Origin of the sequence: uncultured Draconibacterium sp., assembly GCF_913060805.1 — a bacterium.
Taxonomy (GTDB): Bacteria; Bacteroidota; Bacteroidia; order Bacteroidales; family Prolixibacteraceae; genus Draconibacterium.
On record NZ_CAJXTC010000007.1, the window covers coordinates 37,189 to 55,562 of the forward strand.

14 protein-coding genes and 1 riboswitch are annotated in these 18,374 nt (G+C 42.8%); of the genes, 4 read left to right on the top strand and 10 right to left on the bottom strand.

The genetic code is table 11. The features are described 5' to 3' along the window. Nucleotides 1–7 precede the first annotated feature (7 nt). The 3 genes from rseP (at nt 8) to QZ576_RS05675 (ending at nt 2,792) form a co-directional block, all read left to right on the top strand. On the top strand, nt 8–1,348 hold the full coding sequence (rseP, locus tag QZ576_RS05665; protein ID WP_297094947.1) for an RIP metalloprotease RseP: 1,341 nt from the start codon (nt 8–10) through the stop codon (nt 1,346–1,348). 45 nt (nt 1,349–1,393) lie between these two features. Beyond that, the gene (tatA, locus tag QZ576_RS05670; protein ID WP_297094949.1) at nt 1,394–1,594 is read left to right on the top strand and encodes a twin-arginine translocase TatA/TatE family subunit; all 201 of its coding nucleotides are present in this window, start codon (nt 1,394–1,396) and stop codon (nt 1,592–1,594) included. Nucleotides 1,595–1,748: 154 nt separating this feature from the next. Next, on the top strand, nt 1,749–2,792 hold the full coding sequence (locus QZ576_RS05675; protein WP_297094950.1) for a DUF4837 family protein: 1,044 nt from the start codon (nt 1,749–1,751) through the stop codon (nt 2,790–2,792). 89 nt (nt 2,793–2,881) lie between these two features. On the opposite strand, the gene metF is transcribed toward QZ576_RS05675, so the two are convergent. The 6 genes from metF to QZ576_RS05705 all read right to left on the bottom strand — a co-directional run bounded on the left by metF (nt 2,882) and on the right by QZ576_RS05705 (nt 11,484). After that, nucleotides 2,882–3,835, bottom strand: a complete 954-nt coding sequence (metF, locus tag QZ576_RS05680; RefSeq protein ID WP_297094952.1) for a methylenetetrahydrofolate reductase [NAD(P)H] — start codon at nt 3,833–3,835, stop codon at nt 2,882–2,884. 106 nt (nt 3,836–3,941) lie between these two features. Further along, on the bottom strand, nt 3,942–5,087 hold the full coding sequence (locus QZ576_RS05685; protein ID WP_297094955.1) for an ATP-binding protein: 1,146 nt from the start codon (nt 5,085–5,087) through the stop codon (nt 3,942–3,944). Between the two features lie 172 nt (nt 5,088–5,259). Further along, nucleotides 5,260–8,928: a methionine synthase gene (gene metH / locus QZ576_RS05690; protein ID WP_297094957.1), complete on the bottom strand. Its 3,669-nt coding sequence runs from the start codon at nt 8,926–8,928 to the stop codon at nt 5,260–5,262. A gap of 71 nt (nt 8,929–8,999) precedes the next feature. Further along, nucleotides 9,000–9,752: a UPF0280 family protein gene (locus QZ576_RS05695; protein WP_297094958.1), complete on the bottom strand. Its 753-nt coding sequence runs from the start codon at nt 9,750–9,752 to the stop codon at nt 9,000–9,002. A 96-nt stretch (nt 9,753–9,848) separates the two neighbouring features. Next, on the bottom strand, nt 9,849–10,259 hold the full coding sequence (locus tag QZ576_RS05700) for an NIL domain-containing protein (protein ID WP_297094960.1): 411 nt from the start codon (nt 10,257–10,259) through the stop codon (nt 9,849–9,851). Further along, nucleotides 10,252–11,484, bottom strand: a complete 1,233-nt coding sequence (locus QZ576_RS05705; protein ID WP_297094962.1) for a homocysteine biosynthesis protein — start codon at nt 11,482–11,484, stop codon at nt 10,252–10,254. Before QZ576_RS05705 ends, QZ576_RS05700 begins: the two co-directional genes overlap by 8 nt. Nucleotides 11,485–11,616: 132 nt before the next feature. Beyond that, nucleotides 11,617–11,727: riboswitch (SAM riboswitch) on the bottom strand. 126 nt (nt 11,728–11,853) lie between these two features. On the opposite strand from QZ576_RS05705, the gene QZ576_RS05710 reads away from it, so the two are divergent. After that, on the top strand, nt 11,854–12,414 hold the full coding sequence (locus tag QZ576_RS05710; protein ID WP_297094964.1) for a DUF3365 domain-containing protein: 561 nt from the start codon (nt 11,854–11,856) through the stop codon (nt 12,412–12,414). Between the two features lie 96 nt (nt 12,415–12,510). Here the strand turns inward: QZ576_RS05710 and QZ576_RS05715 are convergent, their stop codons facing one another. The 4 genes from QZ576_RS05715 to QZ576_RS05730 form a co-directional block, all read right to left on the bottom strand. Next, nucleotides 12,511–14,745 (bottom strand): glycoside hydrolase family 3 N-terminal domain-containing protein, encoded by a 2,235-nt coding sequence (locus QZ576_RS05715; RefSeq protein WP_297094966.1) that lies wholly within the window; start codon nt 14,743–14,745, stop codon nt 12,511–12,513. 23 nt (nt 14,746–14,768) lie between these two features. Next, on the bottom strand, nt 14,769–16,100 hold the full coding sequence (locus QZ576_RS05720; RefSeq protein ID WP_297094969.1) for a family 16 glycosylhydrolase: 1,332 nt from the start codon (nt 16,098–16,100) through the stop codon (nt 14,769–14,771). A gap of 8 nt (nt 16,101–16,108) precedes the next feature. Continuing rightward, a complete protein-coding gene (locus QZ576_RS05725) occupies nt 16,109–17,371 on the bottom strand; it encodes a T9SS type A sorting domain-containing protein (RefSeq protein ID WP_297094971.1) in 1,263 nt (420 codons plus the stop codon). Between the two features lie 201 nt (nt 17,372–17,572). Further along, complete coding sequence (locus QZ576_RS05730) at nt 17,573–18,364, bottom strand: hypothetical protein (protein ID WP_297094973.1); 792 nt, start codon at nt 18,362–18,364, stop codon at nt 17,573–17,575. Between the last annotated feature and the right edge of the window lie 10 nt (nt 18,365–18,374).

The window sequence follows — 18,374 nt, forward strand, 5'->3', positions numbered from 1 at the left end:
GAATTTAATGGAGTCGATATTAATTAAAACAGCGCAATTACTTTTAAGCCTTTCAATATTAGTGGTTTTACACGAGGCGGGACACTTTATGTTCGCCCGACTTTTTAAAACCCGCGTAGAAAAATTTTACCTCTTTTTTAACCCATGGTTTTCGCTTTTTAAAATGAAAAAGGGCGAAACTGAATACGGAATTGGCTGGTTGCCACTTGGTGGTTACGTGAAAATTTCGGGAATGATCGATGAATCGATGGACAAGGAAGCGATGAAACTTCCGCCTCAACCATGGGAATTTCGTGCAAAACCGGCCTGGCAACGTTTGCTGATTATGGTTGGTGGAGTTTTAATGAACTTCATTTTTGCAATGGTAATTTACATTGGTGTGCTTTATGCCTGGGGCGAACAATACCTGCCCACCGAGAATGTAAAATACGGCGTTGTTGTGAACGAAACCGGTAAGCAACTTGGATTTGAAACAGGCGATAAAATTCTTACCGTTGATAATCAATATATCGAGCAGTTCAGCAAAATTGTACCAACCATTGTTTTAGATGGCGCTAAAACCGTTCAGGTAGAGCGCGACGGGCAAAAGGTTGATGTGCAGATTACAGGCGAAGATCTGGCGCTGTTGCTAAAAAGCAAAGGTATTTGGGAAGAACGTTTTCCTTACGATATTCAGATCGGACGTTTGGCAAAAGATTTTCCGGCACAACAAGCAGGTCTCGAGGTAGGCGATGTTTTAGGAAATGTTGATGGGAGATCGTTTGATTATTACGATCAGTTTACCAGCTATTTAGAGTCGAAGAAGGATCAGGAAATTGCGATCGATATTACCCGCGACGGTCAGCATATGACTAAAACGCTAACGGTAAATGAAGAAGGGAAACTCGGATTTAATCCGGCTTTTAATAATGCTGAAGATATGTTCGAGTTCAAAACCATAAAATATGGTTTTCTTGAGTCGATTCCAGCAGGTATCGATCGTGGTGTTCAAACTACCGGAAATTACCTGAAACAGTTTAAACTGTTCTTCAAAAAAGAAACAAAAGCATACGAATCGTTGGGTGGATTTGCAACCATTGGAAGCATCTTTTCTTCTTCATGGGACTGGGCGCATTTCTGGAATATGACAGCGTTTATTTCAATCATTCTGGCCATTATGAACCTCCTGCCAATTCCGGCACTGGACGGTGGACACGTAATGTTTTTATTTGGCGAAATGATAACCGGACGCAAGCCCGGAGAAAAATTTCTGGAGTATGCTCAAATTGCCGGAATGGTATTACTTTTGGCTTTGGTACTTTATGCCAATGCCAACGATATAATTAAAATGATTAACGGCACATTTTAATGAAAAAAAACTATTTTTGTCGTGGAACCAATTAACTTATTAGATATGAATTTATTTGTAGTAGCAGGATTTATCGGACCTCAGGAAATAATAATCATCTTAATAATTGTTTTACTTCTGTTTGGTGGTCGTAAAATTCCGGAGTTGATGAAAGGACTTGGAAAAGGAATGAAGGAATTTAAAGAAGCCACAAAAGAAGATGAGGCTGACGATAAAAAACCGGAAAGCGAAAAAATCGAAAAGTAATTAATATCGAAATAGATATTACAAATCCCGTTCTGTATTACAGTTACGGGATTTTTTGTATTTCAGCGGATTGCCTTTTCATTTGCCATGTTGCAGATTTACAGTATGGTAAGGTTTTTGTTATCTATCTTAGAAATCCAAAAAAACAGATTATATGAAACGTATTAACCACCTTGTTTTTCTAGTGCTCGTTGCCGCAATTTTTGCGAGCTGCGATTCCGACTCTACTGTTATGTACAAAAATATTACCGGGAAAGCCGGTGAGATGGTTGTCGTAATTTCTAAAGATTCGTGGAATGGAAAACCCGGAGAAGTTGTTCGCGAAACACTGGCGCAGCCGCACGCAGGTTTGCCGCAGGAAGAGCCGCTTTTCGATTTGATTAACGTTCCGCACGAAGCCTTTAAAGATATTTTCAGATCGACACGAAACATTGTACAAACTACTATTTCGCCAAATGTTGATGAGAGCGGAATTAAATTCACCGACGATGTGTGGGCTTATCCACAGGCTACCGTACAAATTAGTGCTAAAAATGCCGACGAGTTTGCAAAGATCTTCGACGAAAATAAGGACAGAATACTATCATATTTTGTACAGGCTGAGAAAGAGCGCGTAACAATGACTTATAAAAACACCTACGAAAAGGCCGTTTTTAATACGCTGAATACCGAGTTCGATGTTACCATGAAAGTGCCTCCGGGCTTCCGTATCATGGAAAATAAAAAGGATTTTTTGTGGGTACAATTCGATTCGCCTGAAATTACCCAGGGAATTGTGATTTATTCGTATCCGTATGTTTCCGACAGTGCATTTACTGTTGGTTACCAGCTGCCAATTCGCGACAGTTTACTTAAAAAATACGTTCCGGGCCCGACTGACGGAAGTTACATGTCGACAGAAAAACGCGTCGACCAGATTAATAATGTAATTAAGCACAATGGAAATTATGCCTCCGAAATGCGTGGTTTGTGGCGTGTAGAGAATGATTTTATGGGTGGACCATACATTTCACTGTCAGAATTGGATGCTTCGAACCAGCGTGTAATTAACGCTTTTGGTTTTGTGTATGCGCCGAGTAAAGATAAACGCAATTTATTGCGTCAGGTTGAAGGGATGATCTATTCGTTAAAACTCAACAACCAGGCTGATAACGATAAACTAAATCAGCAGGATATTGAAATTCAGGTGGAAGGATAGTCGAAAATAATATATACGATATAAAAAAAGCAGGCTGGAAAAATTAATTTCCAGCCTGCTTTTTTTGTATGATTTTGGCTTCTTTCCGTTTAGAAAGCAGCCTTTACAATTTCACTAACATTATCAGAAATACCGTAAGTATAAATGTGCAGCGACGGTACGTTATGTGAAACCAAATCTTTCGATTGGAAAATGGCCCACTCTGTTCCTACACGTCGGGCGTCATCGTTGTTTTTACATTTTGCCAGCTCTTTTGATAATTCCAGTGGTAAGTCGATGCTAAAAATTTTTGGAAGTACCGTTAACTGGTTTTTCAGGTTGATCGGTTTGATACCCGGAATAATTGGCACCGTAATTCCCATTGCACGGCATTTATCAACAAAATCGTAATACACCTGGTTATCGAAAAACATTTGTGTTACAATGTAATCAGCGCCTTCGTCAACTTTTTGTTTCAGGTAAGCCATGTCCTGCTCCATATTGGGCGATTCAAAATGTTTCTCCGGATAACCGGCAACACCAATACAAAAGTCAAGCGGTTTATTGTTTTTCAGATCCGCATCCAGGTATTTTCCTTTTCCGAGATCTTTAATTTGTTTTACTAACTCGTTGGCGTTTGAGTGCCCGTTTTCGGTAGGTTTAAAAACGTGTTGGTTTTTAAGACCATCGCCACGCAGCGCAAGAACATTGTTGATTCCCAGAAAATTCAGGTCGATCAAAACGTGTTCAGTTTCACTTTTGGTAAAACCGCCACACAAAATATGCGGTACTACCGGAATGCCGTATTTGTGCTGAATATCGGCAGCAATAGCCACTGTTCCCGGACGTTTGCGAACTGTTTGTTTTACAATGCTTCTGTCTGCGAGTTCTTTAAATTCAATCTCGTCGCGGTGAGTAGTTATATTAATGTATTTTGGATCGAATTCTGTTAAACTCTCAATCGTTTTATGCAGGCGCGAAACATCGTTGCCCTTTAATGGCGGCAGCAGCTCAAAAGAAAAAACGGTTTTCTTTGCCTGATTTATGGTGTCTATAACTTTCATTATTTAGTCTGTATTTTGTTACGAAGTGCAAAGATAACAAAATCGCACCTCTTTATCTGATTCTAATTATAAGAGCATTATTAGCTGGCATTTATTTAACCGCTGTTTAAAATTTAATGGAAAGAAGTTGGTTGACAGGCACTACTTCAATGTTTTCAGTTAAAAAGAATTTACGTGTCCCCCGGTTAATCAGGTATAATTTATCTAGTTTTAAATCTTCAATAACGCTATGTACCGATCGGGTGGTTTTGGCTGCATCCGAGAATTTTACCTCAAAACCTATTCTTTTGCCGTTTTTTAGTACCAGCAAATCCAATTCGGCTCCGGCATGTGTACGCCAGTAAAAAAAATCGCGGGTGTCGGCATGTTGAATCAATTGCTCAATAACAAATCCTTCCCACGATGCGCCGAGCTTTGGGTGAGTATAAATAGCATCTCCTTCCAGAGATAGCAGGGAATGAAGTATTCCGCTGTCGCGAATGTAAACTTTGGGCGATTTTACCTGACGTTTTTTAAGGTTCTCGTGCCAGGGTTGTAGCTGGCGGACCATAAAGGTTCCGGTTAACAGATCAAGGTAACGTTTTACTGTCGGCTCCGAAACGCCCAGCGAACGCGCAAATTCGGCTCCTGTCCAAATCTGTGCATGATAGTGTGCCAGCATTTGCCAAAACCTTCGTAATGCAACCGGTGCAACGTTAAACCCAATTTGCGAAATATCACGTTCTAAAAATGTTTGGGTAAAATTATTCCGCCAGCTAAAGCTTTGCTTCTCGTTTTCTGCTAAAAACGAACGCGGAAAACCACCACGAAACCATAGCTGTTCCATTTTATCTTTTCCAACTTCGTTGAGCCGAAATCCTGTTAAGTTGATAAATCCTATTCGTCCGGCCAGACTTTCAGATGATTTTCGGATTAAATCTGGCGAGGCACTGCCGAGAATTAGAAACTTCCGGTCTGTATTTTCCTGATCAACCAATACCCGAAGTAATGGAAACAATTCCGGTAGAAGCTGAATCTCGTCGATTATTATAAGTCCTCGCGCATTTTGCAGCAACGATTTTGGAGCTGCTTTTAACAGCTCAAAATCTGCCGGGTCTTCCAAATCAAAAATATTTTCGGGTTGTTGTGAGGAAGCAATTATTCTCGCTAATGTTGTTTTTCCGCATTGTCGAGGCCCTAATATTGCTGTGATTGGGTTAAACCTAATGGATTCTTTTAATTCGTTTACAAACCGTTCTCTTGTTAATAACATAAACCCGTGTTTTCTTTAAAATTACGCTTTTATATTGAAAAAGAAATGTTGGATGTTAGAAATTCAAGATAAACAATAAAAAATAACCTTGAAATACTAATATCAAATATTAGTATTTCAAGGTTAATATTTATTCCGGTAGTCTCACAAAAGTGAGGCTTTTACTAATTTGTTATTTGTAATTCAGGTTTGTTGGCAAGAATTTCTCAACAAATTCTACCGATTCATTTTTACGTTTCGCATAATCTTCCACTTGGTCTTTGCTAATTTTTTCAAGACTGAAATAGCGCGACTCAGGATGCACAAAATACTGTCCTGACACCGATGCGTTTGGATACATGGCAAAGTGCTCTGTTAATGTAATACCAATCTTTTCAGCATCGAGTAGTTTAAATAAGTTCTCTTTTTCGGAGTGTTCCGGACATGCCGGATAGCCCAATGCCGGACGAATTCCCTGGTATTTAATTTTCAGAATCTCATCGAGCGACAGGTTTTCGTCAGGTGCATAACCCCAGTAATTCTTACGAATTTCGAGGTGAAGCAGCTCGGCAAAAGCTTCACTTAAACGATCGGCCAGTGCTTCCACCATAATGGCTTTATAATCGTTGTGTTCCTCGCGGAACTGCTTGGTCCATTTCTCAATGCCAATTCCTGCAGTGGTGGCAAAACCACCACAATAATCCACTTTTCCCGATCCTTTTGGTGCCACAAAATCGGCCAGTCCGAAATTGGCTACACCCTCTTTTTTCTTCTCTTGCTGACGAAGGTGATAGAAACGTCCAATCTCTTTTTCGCACGATTCATCTTCGTAAAGAACTACGTCGTCGCCATCCGATTGCGCCGGCCAAATACCGAAAGCAGCATTGGCCTGCAGCATTTTTTTCTCGATAATTTCATCCAGAAATTCGTTGCCTTCTTTAAACAGTTTTTTGGCTTCTTCGCCCTGTTTTTCATCGGCCAGAATTTGCGGATAATGACCTTTTAATCCCCAGGTGATAAAAAAGAATGTCCAGTCGATGTACTTACGCAATTCTTCCAGCGGGAAGTCGGTCAAATGTTTTACGCCCGTGAAATTCGGTTTATAAATGGGTGTGTTGTTCCAATCGATCGGGAATTTATTCTCGCGTGCTTTTTTAAGGCTTAAGTATTCTTTTGTTTTTCGTTTTCCCTGGAATTCACGAATCTGAGCGTACTCAGCATCCAGATTCTGTAGGAATTTTTCGTTCCTGGAAATCAGGTGGGAAACCACATTAACAGCCAGCGAAGCATCTTTTACATGAACAACCGGTGCCGAATATTCAGGAGCAATTTTAACGGCAGTGTGTATTTTTGACGTGGTTGCACCACCGATCATCACCGGAATATTCATTTTGCGGCGTTCCATTTCTTTGGCAATCTCTACCATAATTTCCAGCGATGGAGTGATCAAACCACTCAACCCGATTACATCCACTTCGTTTTTAATGGCTTCTTCAAGGATTTTTTCGGTTGGTATCATAACGCCTAAATCAATGATTTCGTAGTTGTTACAAGCCAGCACTACACCAACAATGTTTTTGCCAATATCATGTACATCGCCTTTAACGGTGGCCATCAGTACCTTTTTCTGCGACGTGCTGTTTTTGAATTTCGCTTTATCCGCTTCAATAAATGGCAGCAAATAAGCCACAGCTTTTTTCATCACGCGTGCCGATTTGATCACCTGTGGCAGGAACATCTTACCTGAGCCAAACAACTCACCAACGATGTTCATGCCGTCCATCAATGGGCCTTCGATAATGTCTAATGCCGGCGAATATTTCTGAACGGCTTCGGCCATATCTTCGTCAACAAATTCGGGCAATCCTTTTACCAGCGAGTGAGCAATTCGTTTTTCAAGTGGCAGTTCGCGCCATTCGTCTTTTTTCTCTTCTTTTTTCGAAGTCGACTTTAGGTTTTCAGCAAACTCCAACAGCCTTTCCGTAGCATCCGGCCTGCGATTTAATACAAGGTCTTCAATCCGTTCCAGGAAATCTTTTGGAATTTCATCGTAAATCTGCAGCATTCCGGGATTTACAATCCCCATGTCGAGACCCGCTTTTATGGCGTGAAACAGGAACACCGAGTGCATGGCTTCGCGCACCACGTTGTTTCCGCGGAAAGCAAATGAAACATTACTAACACCCGCGCTAACTTTTGCCAGCGGCAGATTCTCTTTTATCCATTTCACCGATTCGATAAACGAAACGGCGTAGTTGTTATGCTCTTCAATTCCGGTACCGATAGTCAGCACGTTTGGATCGAAAATTACATCCTGTGCCGGTAATCCAACCTTTTCGGTAAGAATTTTATAGGCGCGGCTGCATATTTCTTTGCGGCGTTCGGTGTTGTCGGCCTGGCCTTTTTCATCAAAAGCCATAACGATAACGGCAGCACCGTAACGTTTAATTTTTTGTGCCTGCTCGATAAAAACTTCTTCGCCTTCTTTTAAACTTATAGAGTTTACAATGGCTTTTCCCTGCAAACATTTTAACCCGGCTTCAATTACGTGCCATTTTGATGAGTCGATCATTATGGGCAGTTTGGCAATGTCGGGTTCGGCCATAATCAGGTTTAGGAAAGTCGTCATTTCCTTTTCGGCGTCGAGCATGGCATCATCCATGTTTACATCAATTACCTGTGCGCCGTTTTCAACCTGGTGACGTGCAATTGTCAGTGCCTCCTCGTATTTTTCTTCGCTAATCAATCGTGCAAATTTGCGCGATCCGGCAACGTTACAACGTTCTCCTATATTCAGGAAATTGGTATTTTCGGTGATGGTAACCGGCTCCAGACCACTAAGTTTAGTGTAAGTGGTAGCTTCGGCGCGGTGGTGCGGATTTGCTTTGGCCGCCATATCGGCAAAAGCTTTTATGTGGGCAGGTGTTGTACCACAGCAACCACCAATAATATTTACATAGTTATTATCGAGATATTGTTTGATGTGCCCGGCCATAATTTCGGGCGTTTCATCGTACTCGCCAAACTGGTTGGGTAATCCGGCATTGGGGTGCGCACTGATGTGAAACGGTGCTTTCCCGGCCAGCTCTTTTATGTAGGGCTGAAGATCGGTGGCTCCCAACGAACAGTTTAGTCCGATACTTAACAAATCGACATGCGAAACCGAGTTCAGGAAGGCTTCAAGCGTTTGACCTGAAAGTGTACGGCCACTGGCATCGGTTATGGTTCCCGAAACCATCAGCGGGATAGTTATGCCTCTTGCGTCCAATACTTCTTCAATGGCAAAAATGGCTGCCTTGCTATTTAGCGTATCGAAAATTGTTTCGATCAATAACAGATCAACTCCGCCATCGAGCAATGCTTCCACCTGTTCGCGATAGGCGATTTTTACCTCGTCGAATGAGATAGCACGATAACCGGGATCGTTCACATCGGGCGAAAGTGATAAGGTTTTATTGGTAGGACCCACTGATCCTGCAACGTAACGTGGTTTATCCGGATTGACTTCGGTGTATTTGTCGGTCAGTTTTTTGGCCACTTCAGCCGAAGCCTTATTCATTTCATAGACATACTTCTCAGTATTGTAATCGGCCTGCGAAATGCTTGTTGCATTAAAGGTGTTGGTACAGATAATATCAGCACCAGCCTCCAAATATGCCTCATGGATCTCCGAAATTACATCAGGGCGGGTTAGCGACAACATGTCGTTGTTGCCTTTCATATCACTGGGATGATCTTTCAATAATTCGCCCCTGTAATCGGCCTCGTCCAGTTTATATTCCTGAATCAGAGAACCCATTGCTCCATCCAATACCAACACTCTCTTTTTGAGTTCTTCCCGTATGTCTCTTTTATTAATCATTTTTTCTCTCTTTCAATTTCTACGTAACCGTTGTTTGTCTGTTCTCCCCTTGAGGGGATTAAGGGGTGAGTCTATTTCAATATCCTAATTTCGTTGTCTCCTTTAATCCCAATTTTGTCTTCGCAAATAATGAGCAACGATTGTATCTCCTGAAAGTTTTCTGCCTGTTTAATCACTTTCTCAACATGGTCAGGTGTTTTAACCTTATTTCCCAGAGCCGTTGCCAGTGCATCTGCCATAAGAATATCGTTGCAAACCACCACCACGGCATCAGCTTTTCCATAACTTAACGACGGACCAACAGTTCCTGCAGAAGTACAAATCCCAAAGGTACTACTCCCTGCTGAAATTACCAGCCCGATGCGCTCAGATAGAATGGATTCGCCGGCAAAAACCGACAAAACCAATTCGTCCTGTAAAAGCAAATAAATGTCGCCGCCGTTTTCAACTAACAGCTCCTTCACCGAAAAGTTTTTACAAATTTCTTCTCCAATTTCGCGGGCAAACAATCCTGCCACTGCCGACATCGGTCCAATTCCGGCTTTTTCGGCAGCGAGCGCCATTTCTTTGGCTTCATCCGGGGCAAAGTCAGACGGCTGAAACGGTTTAAGGCTTTTCTTGAAAAACGGTTCTTTTTCGATGTAAGCATCGAAAGTTTGGCGTAGCGATCTCATTTTTGCCAAAGCCACTTCGTGCATTTCTTCTTTGTACGATGCCGGATCGACACCGATCCAAAGATCAGTTTCCAGGTGTTTTACCTCGACTCCGGTAAAACGTTCGGTATTAAACTGGCTGCGGTATGTACGTTCTTCAAAAATATTCATTAGACAGAAATTATTTATTACGTCATTCTGAACTTGATTCAGCATCTTTTCAATGAGATTCCGAAACAAGTTCGGAATGACGGTTCATGAGTAAACTTATCTAAAATCAATTTCAAACAAATTCAGTGGGCACGCCGGAATACAAAGTTCGCAAACCACACATTTGCTTTTGTCGAATTCCAGTTCCCACGACTTTTTGTTCATATTTAAAGCTCCGGCAAAACATACGGCGGTGCAGTTTCCGCAATCGATACATTTTTCCTCTTTCCAGCGAATGCGTTTGTCCAACGATTCGCAGGTAATTTTATGGCTTTTAATGTATTCAACACCCTTTTCAATGTTCTCCTTTTTTCCATGAAGCTCCAATAAAAGGCTTCCACGTTTTCCGGGATAAACTTCTGCTTTTAGAATATTAATCCGGATATCGTACTCTTTCACCAGGTGATAGGTAAAAGCTTTGTCGCCGCTTTGCGGAGGGAAGTTCAGTATATATCTTTTCTTAATCATTGTCGACCTCCGTTTCTTTTAGTCCGTTTAATGCTGTATTTGAAGGGAACATTTGCACCGGTTTGGTAACTTCAAATTCGCCGTTTTGCAACCATTTCTTCAGTTCATCTGCAATTTTACGTGCTTTCTTTAAGCTGGCAACAGGGGCTGTTCTTATCTTTTTGCCTTTTACTTTTATGGTTCCCGACTGCAATTCTTCGTAGGTAACCTGCCCCAGTTTTGGTGTTCCAACTGTTCCGTAATCGAGTACCGAAGTTTCAATCTGGCTGTTGTTAATCGATACGCGTTTAGCAATATCAGCATTTAACACCGGGATGGGAATTCCAATTCCTACAAACATACTCACACCATATTTTTCGTACGAAGCCGCCTGAATGTACTCGGGCGACATTTCTTTCAGGTTCCCCATTACCGCAATTGTAGCGGCGTTGGTAACCGGAACTCCCAATTCGTTTTTGGGTTTTGTGGTGTGAAACTGCGTTCCCGGCCAAACGACAAATCCTTGCGTACCACCCAAAAATATACGTGTTCCGAGCCCGATGGTTTTAAACTCCGGATCATTCAGCAGCGGACTTAATTCGCCCGAAGTGGAGTAGGTGGCATTCCGTAAATTGGGTAACAAAGTACCCATGTAGGTATGTTTTATCGTTGATGTGGTGTTTACCGCCACGTTGTAGTTCTGGTAAGCATTTCGCGGATTAAAAAGCGTGAACTCGTTTACCGTATTAATGTTGATCTTGGTTTTTATGTGTTTCCGCGGATAACAATCGGTGCCTTTTGCCCAGGCTTCTAAAAGTACATCTTTGCCTTCCAACAGATCCTGAATAACATGCGCGCCGCCGTATTCCGGATTGTCGGGATCGCAGGCAGTTGCGCCGATGTATGAATCAACAGCGGCGAGCCCTTCGTAGCACGGAACGCCGTTCAAACGTATTTTTTCCATTCGGATTGGCGGATCGGCATGGCCAAAATTTATAATCGCCCCCGACGAACACATGGCGCCAAAGGTTGCTGTGGTTACTACATCTACTTTCTCAACTATTTCTTCGGGCGACATTTCTTTCGCCATCTCTGCAACTTCTTCGGCGGTTAAAACAACTGCTTTTCCGGCCTTCAGTTTTTGGTTAATTTCTTCGTACGATTTTGTTGTCGACATATTTTTTAAGTCGGAAGGTGAAGCTCGAAGTCGGAAGTATAAACTTTCGAAATCGGCTACTGTCTTCATTTAAAGTTCTTAATGATATTTTTACTCGGCTAGTTTTATGCGGTTAAAACCGCTGGCGCATACACATATTTGCCCCGTGCAGATAGCTTGTAAAAAATAATTTGTAGTGCAGTTTCTTCATCGATCGTGTTTTAATTATAATTCCGTTTCCGGCCGGGTATTGGCACCGTTTTATCCGCCGGTTGGCTGACAAGGTTGCCAGAGTTTCGCAGAGCCCGATCTCTCCACTCTTCTGTATAACCAAACACCCTTATTGAAAGAATATTTGATGCCGCAAAGATAGTTGATTTTGTGATTTAACAAATAAACCTCAACTTGCAGTTGACGAATTAAAGATATTTTGAACTATTTATTTAAGAAATGTGAACTATGACAAACAAATTCTTACCAATTCTACTGCTGTTTTTCTGTTTCGCGTGTTCTCCGAAACTGGATCAGGAAACCTACAAAAAGTACCAAAACAGCGGGCAGGAAATTACTGTCAATGTACAAGCAGTGCTTTTGAGTAATGTGGGAAAAGCCATTCAAACCGGCGGACCTGAATATGCTGTTGAGTTTTGTAATCTTGAAGCAAGTTCGATTGTGGATAGTTTGAATGGAGTATTTGATTGTGAAATTTCAAGAGTTTCGGCCAAAAACCGTAATCCGCAAAATGCGCTGGATACTGAGCAGGAAAAACAAATGTGGAAACTTTTTGCTGAAGAACAACTGGCTGACACCTTACTACAAAGTGGCAATGATTTGGTTTATTACAAACCGATCAGAACCGGAATGCCGGCCTGTTTAAAATGTCATGGCAATCCGGAAACGGATATTAACGAGGCCACAAAATTTAAGCTGAAAGAATTGTATCCGGCCGATTTGGCAACGGGTTATAAATTGAATGATTTTCGTGGGCTGTGGAAAGTTGAGTTTAAAGGAGGTTTGTAAACTGGCAGAAAAGAAAACAGGCATTTCGCTAATGGAAATGCCTGCACCTGAAAGTTAGCAAGCGATGTTTTCAGTTCCGTTAATCGCTCATTAGATCTATTTCAAAACAAAAGTATGATGTAATCCTTCATCAGAATTCGGGCCGATCCAAAGATCAAAATCTCCCGGTTCTATTACGTAATCGTCGCCGTTAAAAAACTGCAGATCTTCAGCTTTTAACTCGAAGCTTACCGTTTTAACATCGCCCGGGTTTAAGTTTATCTTTTCAAAACCTTTCAATTCTTTTATTGGTCGGGTAATACTGCCCACTTTGTCGTGCACGTAAAGCTGAACGATCTCTTCGGATTGGTAGTTGCCAATATTCTTAATGTCGGCCGAAACCGTAATTGATCCGTTAGTAGACATTTCGTGCGATGACAATTTTAGATTTTCGTATTTAAACTCGGTATAGCTCAATCCAAAACCAAAGGGCAGGAGAGGAGTAATGCCATAGTCGATGTGCATGGTTTTAAAACCCAGCGACAATTGTTTTGAATCGCGTGGAATATCATCGATATAAGTAACATCGTTCTCGGTAGCCGGGCGGCCGGTGTTTTTACGATAGTAGTAAAACGGAATCTGTCCGGCGCCTTTAACAAATGTAACCGGTAATTTTCCCGATGGAGAGTAGTCGCCAAAAACCAGGTCGGCCACTGCAGGGCCTGCCATTGTTCCCGGATGCCAGGCATAAAGCACGGCGTCGGCCATCTCCATTTCGGCGCCAATTGCCAGCGGTCTGCCGGCCATTACCACTAAAATAAGCGGTTTGCCTGTTTTTTTCAATTCGGTAATCAGTTCCGACTGAACTCCCGGAAGGTCGATCATTCCTCGCGCATTTGCTTCGCCCGAAAGAATGGACTCTTCGCCGGCAAAGAACAAAATGGCATCAGAGCCTTTGGCGGCGGCAACAGCTTGTGCAAATCCTTTTGTCGATTTATCACGGCTGTATTCGAGGCCGGCAATGTAGTGCATTCTCGAACCCAAAATATCGTCGAAAGCCTGCTTTGGTGTTGTTGAGTCTTCACCTTGTCCGTCGAAAATCCAGGTTCCCAACTGGTCGCGTGCAGCATCGGCCAACGGCCCGATTACTGCCAGCGAATGAATATTTCTGGAGATGGGCAAAGTGTTATTGTTGTTTTTCAGCAAAACCATACTTTTTCGTGCTGCTTCGCGCGACACAGCCAAATGGCTTGGTGCCAAAATCGTGTCGGTTGAAACGTGATTGTCGTAAGGTTTATCGAACAATCCGAGCTTGAACTTCACCCGCAAAATATTACCAACATAAGTGTCGATCATCGCTTCGGTTATCACGCCCTCTTCAATCAATGTCTTTAAATTATCGGCGTAACAAGTTGTTGCCATTTCCATATCAACACCGGCTTCTGCAGCAATTTCAGCGGCTTGTTTTTTATCGGCAGCAAAACCGTGGTTGATCATTTCCTCAATCGATCCCCAGTCGCTAACCACCATTCCTTTGTAGCTCCACTCGTCGCGCAAAATTTGTTTTAGCGTGAATTTATTTCCAGAAGTTGGCACTCCGTTCAAGTCGTTAAATGCCGACATAAAAGTTAATGCTCCTGCATCGGCTGCAGCTTTAAACGGACGAAGATGAACGTTTCTGAGCAACGGTTCCGGAATGTAAGTGGTGTTATAATCTCGGCCGGCTTCCGACATTCCGTAACCCACAAAGTGTTTGGCACAGGCTGCCACTGCTGTTGGATCGCTTAAATCACCCTGAATTCCCTTTACCATAGCGGCTGCAAACATCGAAGTCAGCAGCGGATCTTCGCCACAACTTTCGGCAATTCGTCCCCAGCGCGGATCCCACGTAACATCCATCATTGGTGCAAATGTCCAGTTAATTCCCATCGATGAGGCTTCAATCGCCGAAATACGCATCGCTTTTTCAGCCAGCTCGGGCTCCCACGATGCTGCCATTCCCAACGGAATTGGGAAAATGGTGCGATATCCGTGAATTACATCGCGCCCAAAAAGTAGCGGAATGCCGTGTTTGCTTTCTTCCAATGCCACACGCTGAAATTCTGCAACCCGGTCGGCTCCCATCATGTTCAGAAACGATCCAACCTTGCCGTCTCTAATGGCTTGTTTTGTCGCTTCATCGTCGCCAAACGAACCGTCGTTTACCTGTTGCATCTGGCCGATCTTTTCATCCAGCGTCATCTCGCTTAGCAAACTGTTGATTTTCTGTTCAACAGGATCGGGATGATCGGTCAACGTTGCTGTGCAACCTGTCACCAGCCAGGTCCCGATAATTAATATTAAAGCTCTCATTTTCATTATAGTTAGTTTTAGTTCTACATCTCCTGATATACGCGAACGTAATCCACTTCCATCGATTGAGGGAAAATGGAATTATCAACGCCCTGGGCGCCTCCCCAGTTGCCACCAACAGCCACATTCAGGATAAAAAACTGTGGTTTGTCGAATGGCCAGTTATCGTCGTTTTTGCTTGTGGGTGCATAGCGGTGTGTAATATTTTCGGGTGAATCGGTATAAAAAACCAGTTCTTTTTCAGTCCAGAAAAGACCGTAAACATGAAATTCTTCTTCGGCGGTTTGAAGGGGCTTTTTGTTGCCACTTCCGTTTCCGCCAAATCCAGCAGATGTGTGCACTGTTGCATGAACGGTATTGGGTTCGTAACCTACATATTCCATAATATCGATTTCGCCGCAAGCGGGCCAGCCCACGTTGCCAATGTTGGCACCGAGCATCCAGATTGCGGGCCAAATACCTGTTCCCGATGGCAGTTTGGCGCGGATTTCCATGCGTCCGTAGGTAAATTCTTTTTTGCCACTGGTGATCATTCGCGATGAGGTGTACGATCCGGCTACTTTGGCGTCGTTTACTTTTTCGGCGGTAATGGTGAGAATTCCATCCTGAACCACCGCATTGTCTCCGGCGGTATAATTCTGAAGTTCGTTGTTTCCCCAACCTCCCGAGCCGGTTTCGAAGGTCCAGTTGTCGCTATTTACTGCATCTCCATCAAAATTATCTTCCCAAACCAATTCCAATTTCGAGAAGTATTCCGAGTCGTCAGCGGCAATGGTAATATCTTGAGTTGACGAAAAAGTATCTCCGTTTTTGGTAATCATCAACTCAACCGTGTACGTTCCTGCGTAAGGAAAATAGGCCACAGCATTTGTTTCGTTTTCAATGATTTTATTTCTGAACTTCCATTGAAAAGAATCGAAATCGCCAACCGAGGTATTTTTCAGATTGATGTTGTTCGGATTTGTTGCATCTGCTTCGGCCGTAAAACTTATGGCAAAATCGGTGCTGGAAATATTTATCGATTTCGCAGCAGACTTTTGCTCACTGTCGAGGCCAATCACCAAAAGGTTTACGTTATAATCTCCGGCTTCAGGATAATAAACATCGTACGATTGAGATTTTGTCGTGGTCGATTCCGTGCGGCCGTTTCCGAAATTCCAGTTCAATCTTAAATAGTCTCCTTCCGACTCGTTGATAAACCGAACGTTGTTATCATCAATAAATGAATACGAAAAATCGGCAGTAAAACCTGCTTCTGTTCCCTCTTCGCTGCACCCCTTTAAAGGAGCAATGAGAATAAGAAGTGCCAGTAAATAAGGCCAGTTCCGTTTTTGTTTGTTGAATGATTTAAGCATATTTTTTCTTATTGAATTACTATTTTTTGTGACGCAGATCGCTTGCCATCGTCGATCATTACAATGTACTGGCCTTTCCGAAAGCCGGTAGTTTTTATTCCTGTGGTATTGCTGAAAGTTTTGTTTAGTACTAACTTTCCGGAAATATCGAGCAGTTTAACTTCGTAGGTTCCCGGGTTTTTGGCAGTAACCGTAAAATTCTCTTTTACAGGGTTGGGATAGATTTTAAATTCCCTTGCTGAATGTTGGTTAAAACCCACACTTATATCGAGTTGGTACACCCTCAACCAATCGATAAAAACCGAGCAAGGAAATTCTGCTTCATCGTTAACTGCACCGCCATATGAATATTCGCTTCCGGTAACGCCGGCACTTAAAATCGGGTACATTTTATGCTCGAAAGGCTGCCATTCGTTAAAATGATTGGAATATTCAGAAATACCAACTCGCTTCCCATCGCGCATTGCAACTTCAGACTGATCTTCGCCATCTACCGAAAAAGCGCCACCATCGTTTAAATAGTGGATGTGGTACACATTGTCGTCGATAAAAAACTCAATTCGGTCGGAATACCAATCGATACCGTAGGAATGAAAGCCGTAGCTTCCTGCATTTGTATTGTTTTCGTCGGGCGGATAATTTCCGTAACCCGGCTCGGCAGGATTTGGTACTTGCTGCGTTTCGTAGCTGTAATAAAAACCCTGGTGTCCGTGGTTCCAGTCGGTCCATTCGTTGTTTTGCCAAAACCAGGCGTAGTGTACGCTGCCGAGATTATGGAAGGGAATAGATCCAACGTATTCCATAATATCGATTTCGCCACCTTGCGGCCACATCAGGCTGTTCCATCCCCCGGGAATTTCGTCGGGCATCATCCAGAATGCAAAACCTTGCCCCATTTGTTTTACGTCGCGCGGATAAATTCGGGCAACAATGCGGTGTCCCGGTCCCCACGATTTTTTACCGGCCGTGTTTAATCGGGCACTGGTGTAATTTCTGTCGATGTAAAATTCTTTTCGTGTAGTAATTACCAGGCAGCCATCGTCAGCTCCCGGCACGTCGTTGCTAAAACTGATGTTTTCTTCGCGGCTGGTAGCACGATCTACCTGTCCGGTTCCAAAATCGCCATTCACCCCGGTTCCTGTTTCAATATTCCAGTCGTCGAGGTTGAGCTGTCCGGTATTAAAATTGTCTTCCCACAACAATTCGCCAACCTGCCCAAATGTGCTCAGAGCAGTGAAAAGCGTAAATAATATGGAAAGCGTAAGTCTCATTTGTTAGGTGAAATAAAAAGATACCAATAAATGCTGTTGTGTGGAAAATGCTGTCGTAGTTTAGATAATACAAGCCACGGATACCAACTTTTGGGTATCGAAAAAATGGTGTTTAAAAAACTATCGGAAAGGGGAGGATTGCCTCCCCTTTCGATAGCTAAACTCTAATAAATAATCAAATAATCAGGGGGTTAATCTATTTTATTCTGCCGGTACGAATACCCATGTCCAACCGGTTCCTCCGTTGTTGGTTGGTGTAAACAGTACCATTTTGTCTTCAGTAAGCTCAACGATATTATAAATACCGTCAGGATTCACGCGGTCGCCATCATAACCCAAAATTGAAGCTCCGTTAAAAATCAGCTGTTGGTTCTGTGTATCCAATACAAAAGAAGCGTTGGTTACATTGCCGTTGCCATCGTCGTAGATATAATTGGCAGCTCCATCAAGGTTAAAAGTCATGCTTCCGGCGGCATCTCCCGGAGGACAGCAGTCTCCACCTGCATTCCACCATAATCCCCATGGATTACCCGGATCGGCCATAAACCACCACATTCTACCATCAGGATCAGGACCACCATCGAATACCCATGTTTTTCCTGCAGATGTATTGTCGCTAACAAGGTCGTACCAATCCTGCTCAAGCGGAGTGTCGAGTACATCAACGGTTACGTCAATTGTTTTTTCGAAAAACTCGGCTCCTAAGGTTCCCACGAAAGTAAAAGTTGAAGTTCCAGGAATAGGATAAACAATTTCAACTTTATTGGTTAGTGCTACACCAAGGTTGTAGTTCCAGTAACCTGTAACGCCCGGCGTATTCATACTTAATTCGATCGTATTTCCATTCGCTGAGTTTTGAGTAGCAACTAACTCAACGCCTTCAACAGTTGTACTGTTTTCAAGGAATTGTTCGTCTACAATGGCATCGCACGACACAATCATCAGTGCCAGCAATGCAACAAAAATACCTTGTATTATATTATTTCGTTTCATATCTCTTTCT

Coding starts and splice junctions, on each gene's coding strand:
- rseP (WP_297094947.1), top strand. CDS start 8: ATGGAGTCGATATTAATTAAAACAGCGCAATTACTTTTAAGCCTTTCA.
- tatA (WP_297094949.1), top strand. CDS start 1,394: ATGAATTTATTTGTAGTAGCAGGATTTATCGGACCTCAGGAAATAATA.
- QZ576_RS05675 (WP_297094950.1), top strand. CDS start 1,749: ATGAAACGTATTAACCACCTTGTTTTTCTAGTGCTCGTTGCCGCAATT.
- metF (WP_297094952.1), bottom strand. CDS start 3,835: ATGAAAGTTATAGACACCATAAATCAGGCAAAGAAAACCGTTTTTTCT.
- QZ576_RS05685 (WP_297094955.1), bottom strand. CDS start 5,087: ATGTTATTAACAAGAGAACGGTTTGTAAACGAATTAAAAGAATCCATT.
- metH (WP_297094957.1), bottom strand. CDS start 8,928: ATGATTAATAAAAGAGACATACGGGAAGAACTCAAAAAGAGAGTGTTG.
- QZ576_RS05695 (WP_297094958.1), bottom strand. CDS start 9,752: ATGAATATTTTTGAAGAACGTACATACCGCAGCCAGTTTAATACCGAA.
- QZ576_RS05700 (WP_297094960.1), bottom strand. CDS start 10,259: ATGATTAAGAAAAGATATATACTGAACTTCCCTCCGCAAAGCGGCGAC.
- QZ576_RS05705 (WP_297094962.1), bottom strand. CDS start 11,484: ATGAAGACAGTAGCCGATTTCGAAAGTTTATACTTCCGACTTCGAGCT.
- QZ576_RS05710 (WP_297094964.1), top strand. CDS start 11,854: ATGACAAACAAATTCTTACCAATTCTACTGCTGTTTTTCTGTTTCGCG.
- QZ576_RS05715 (WP_297094966.1), bottom strand. CDS start 14,745: ATGAGAGCTTTAATATTAATTATCGGGACCTGGCTGGTGACAGGTTGC.
- QZ576_RS05720 (WP_297094969.1), bottom strand. CDS start 16,100: ATGCTTAAATCATTCAACAAACAAAAACGGAACTGGCCTTATTTACTG.
- QZ576_RS05725 (WP_297094971.1), bottom strand. CDS start 17,371: ATGAGACTTACGCTTTCCATATTATTTACGCTTTTCACTGCTCTGAGC.
- QZ576_RS05730 (WP_297094973.1), bottom strand. CDS start 18,364: ATGAAACGAAATAATATAATACAAGGTATTTTTGTTGCATTGCTGGCA.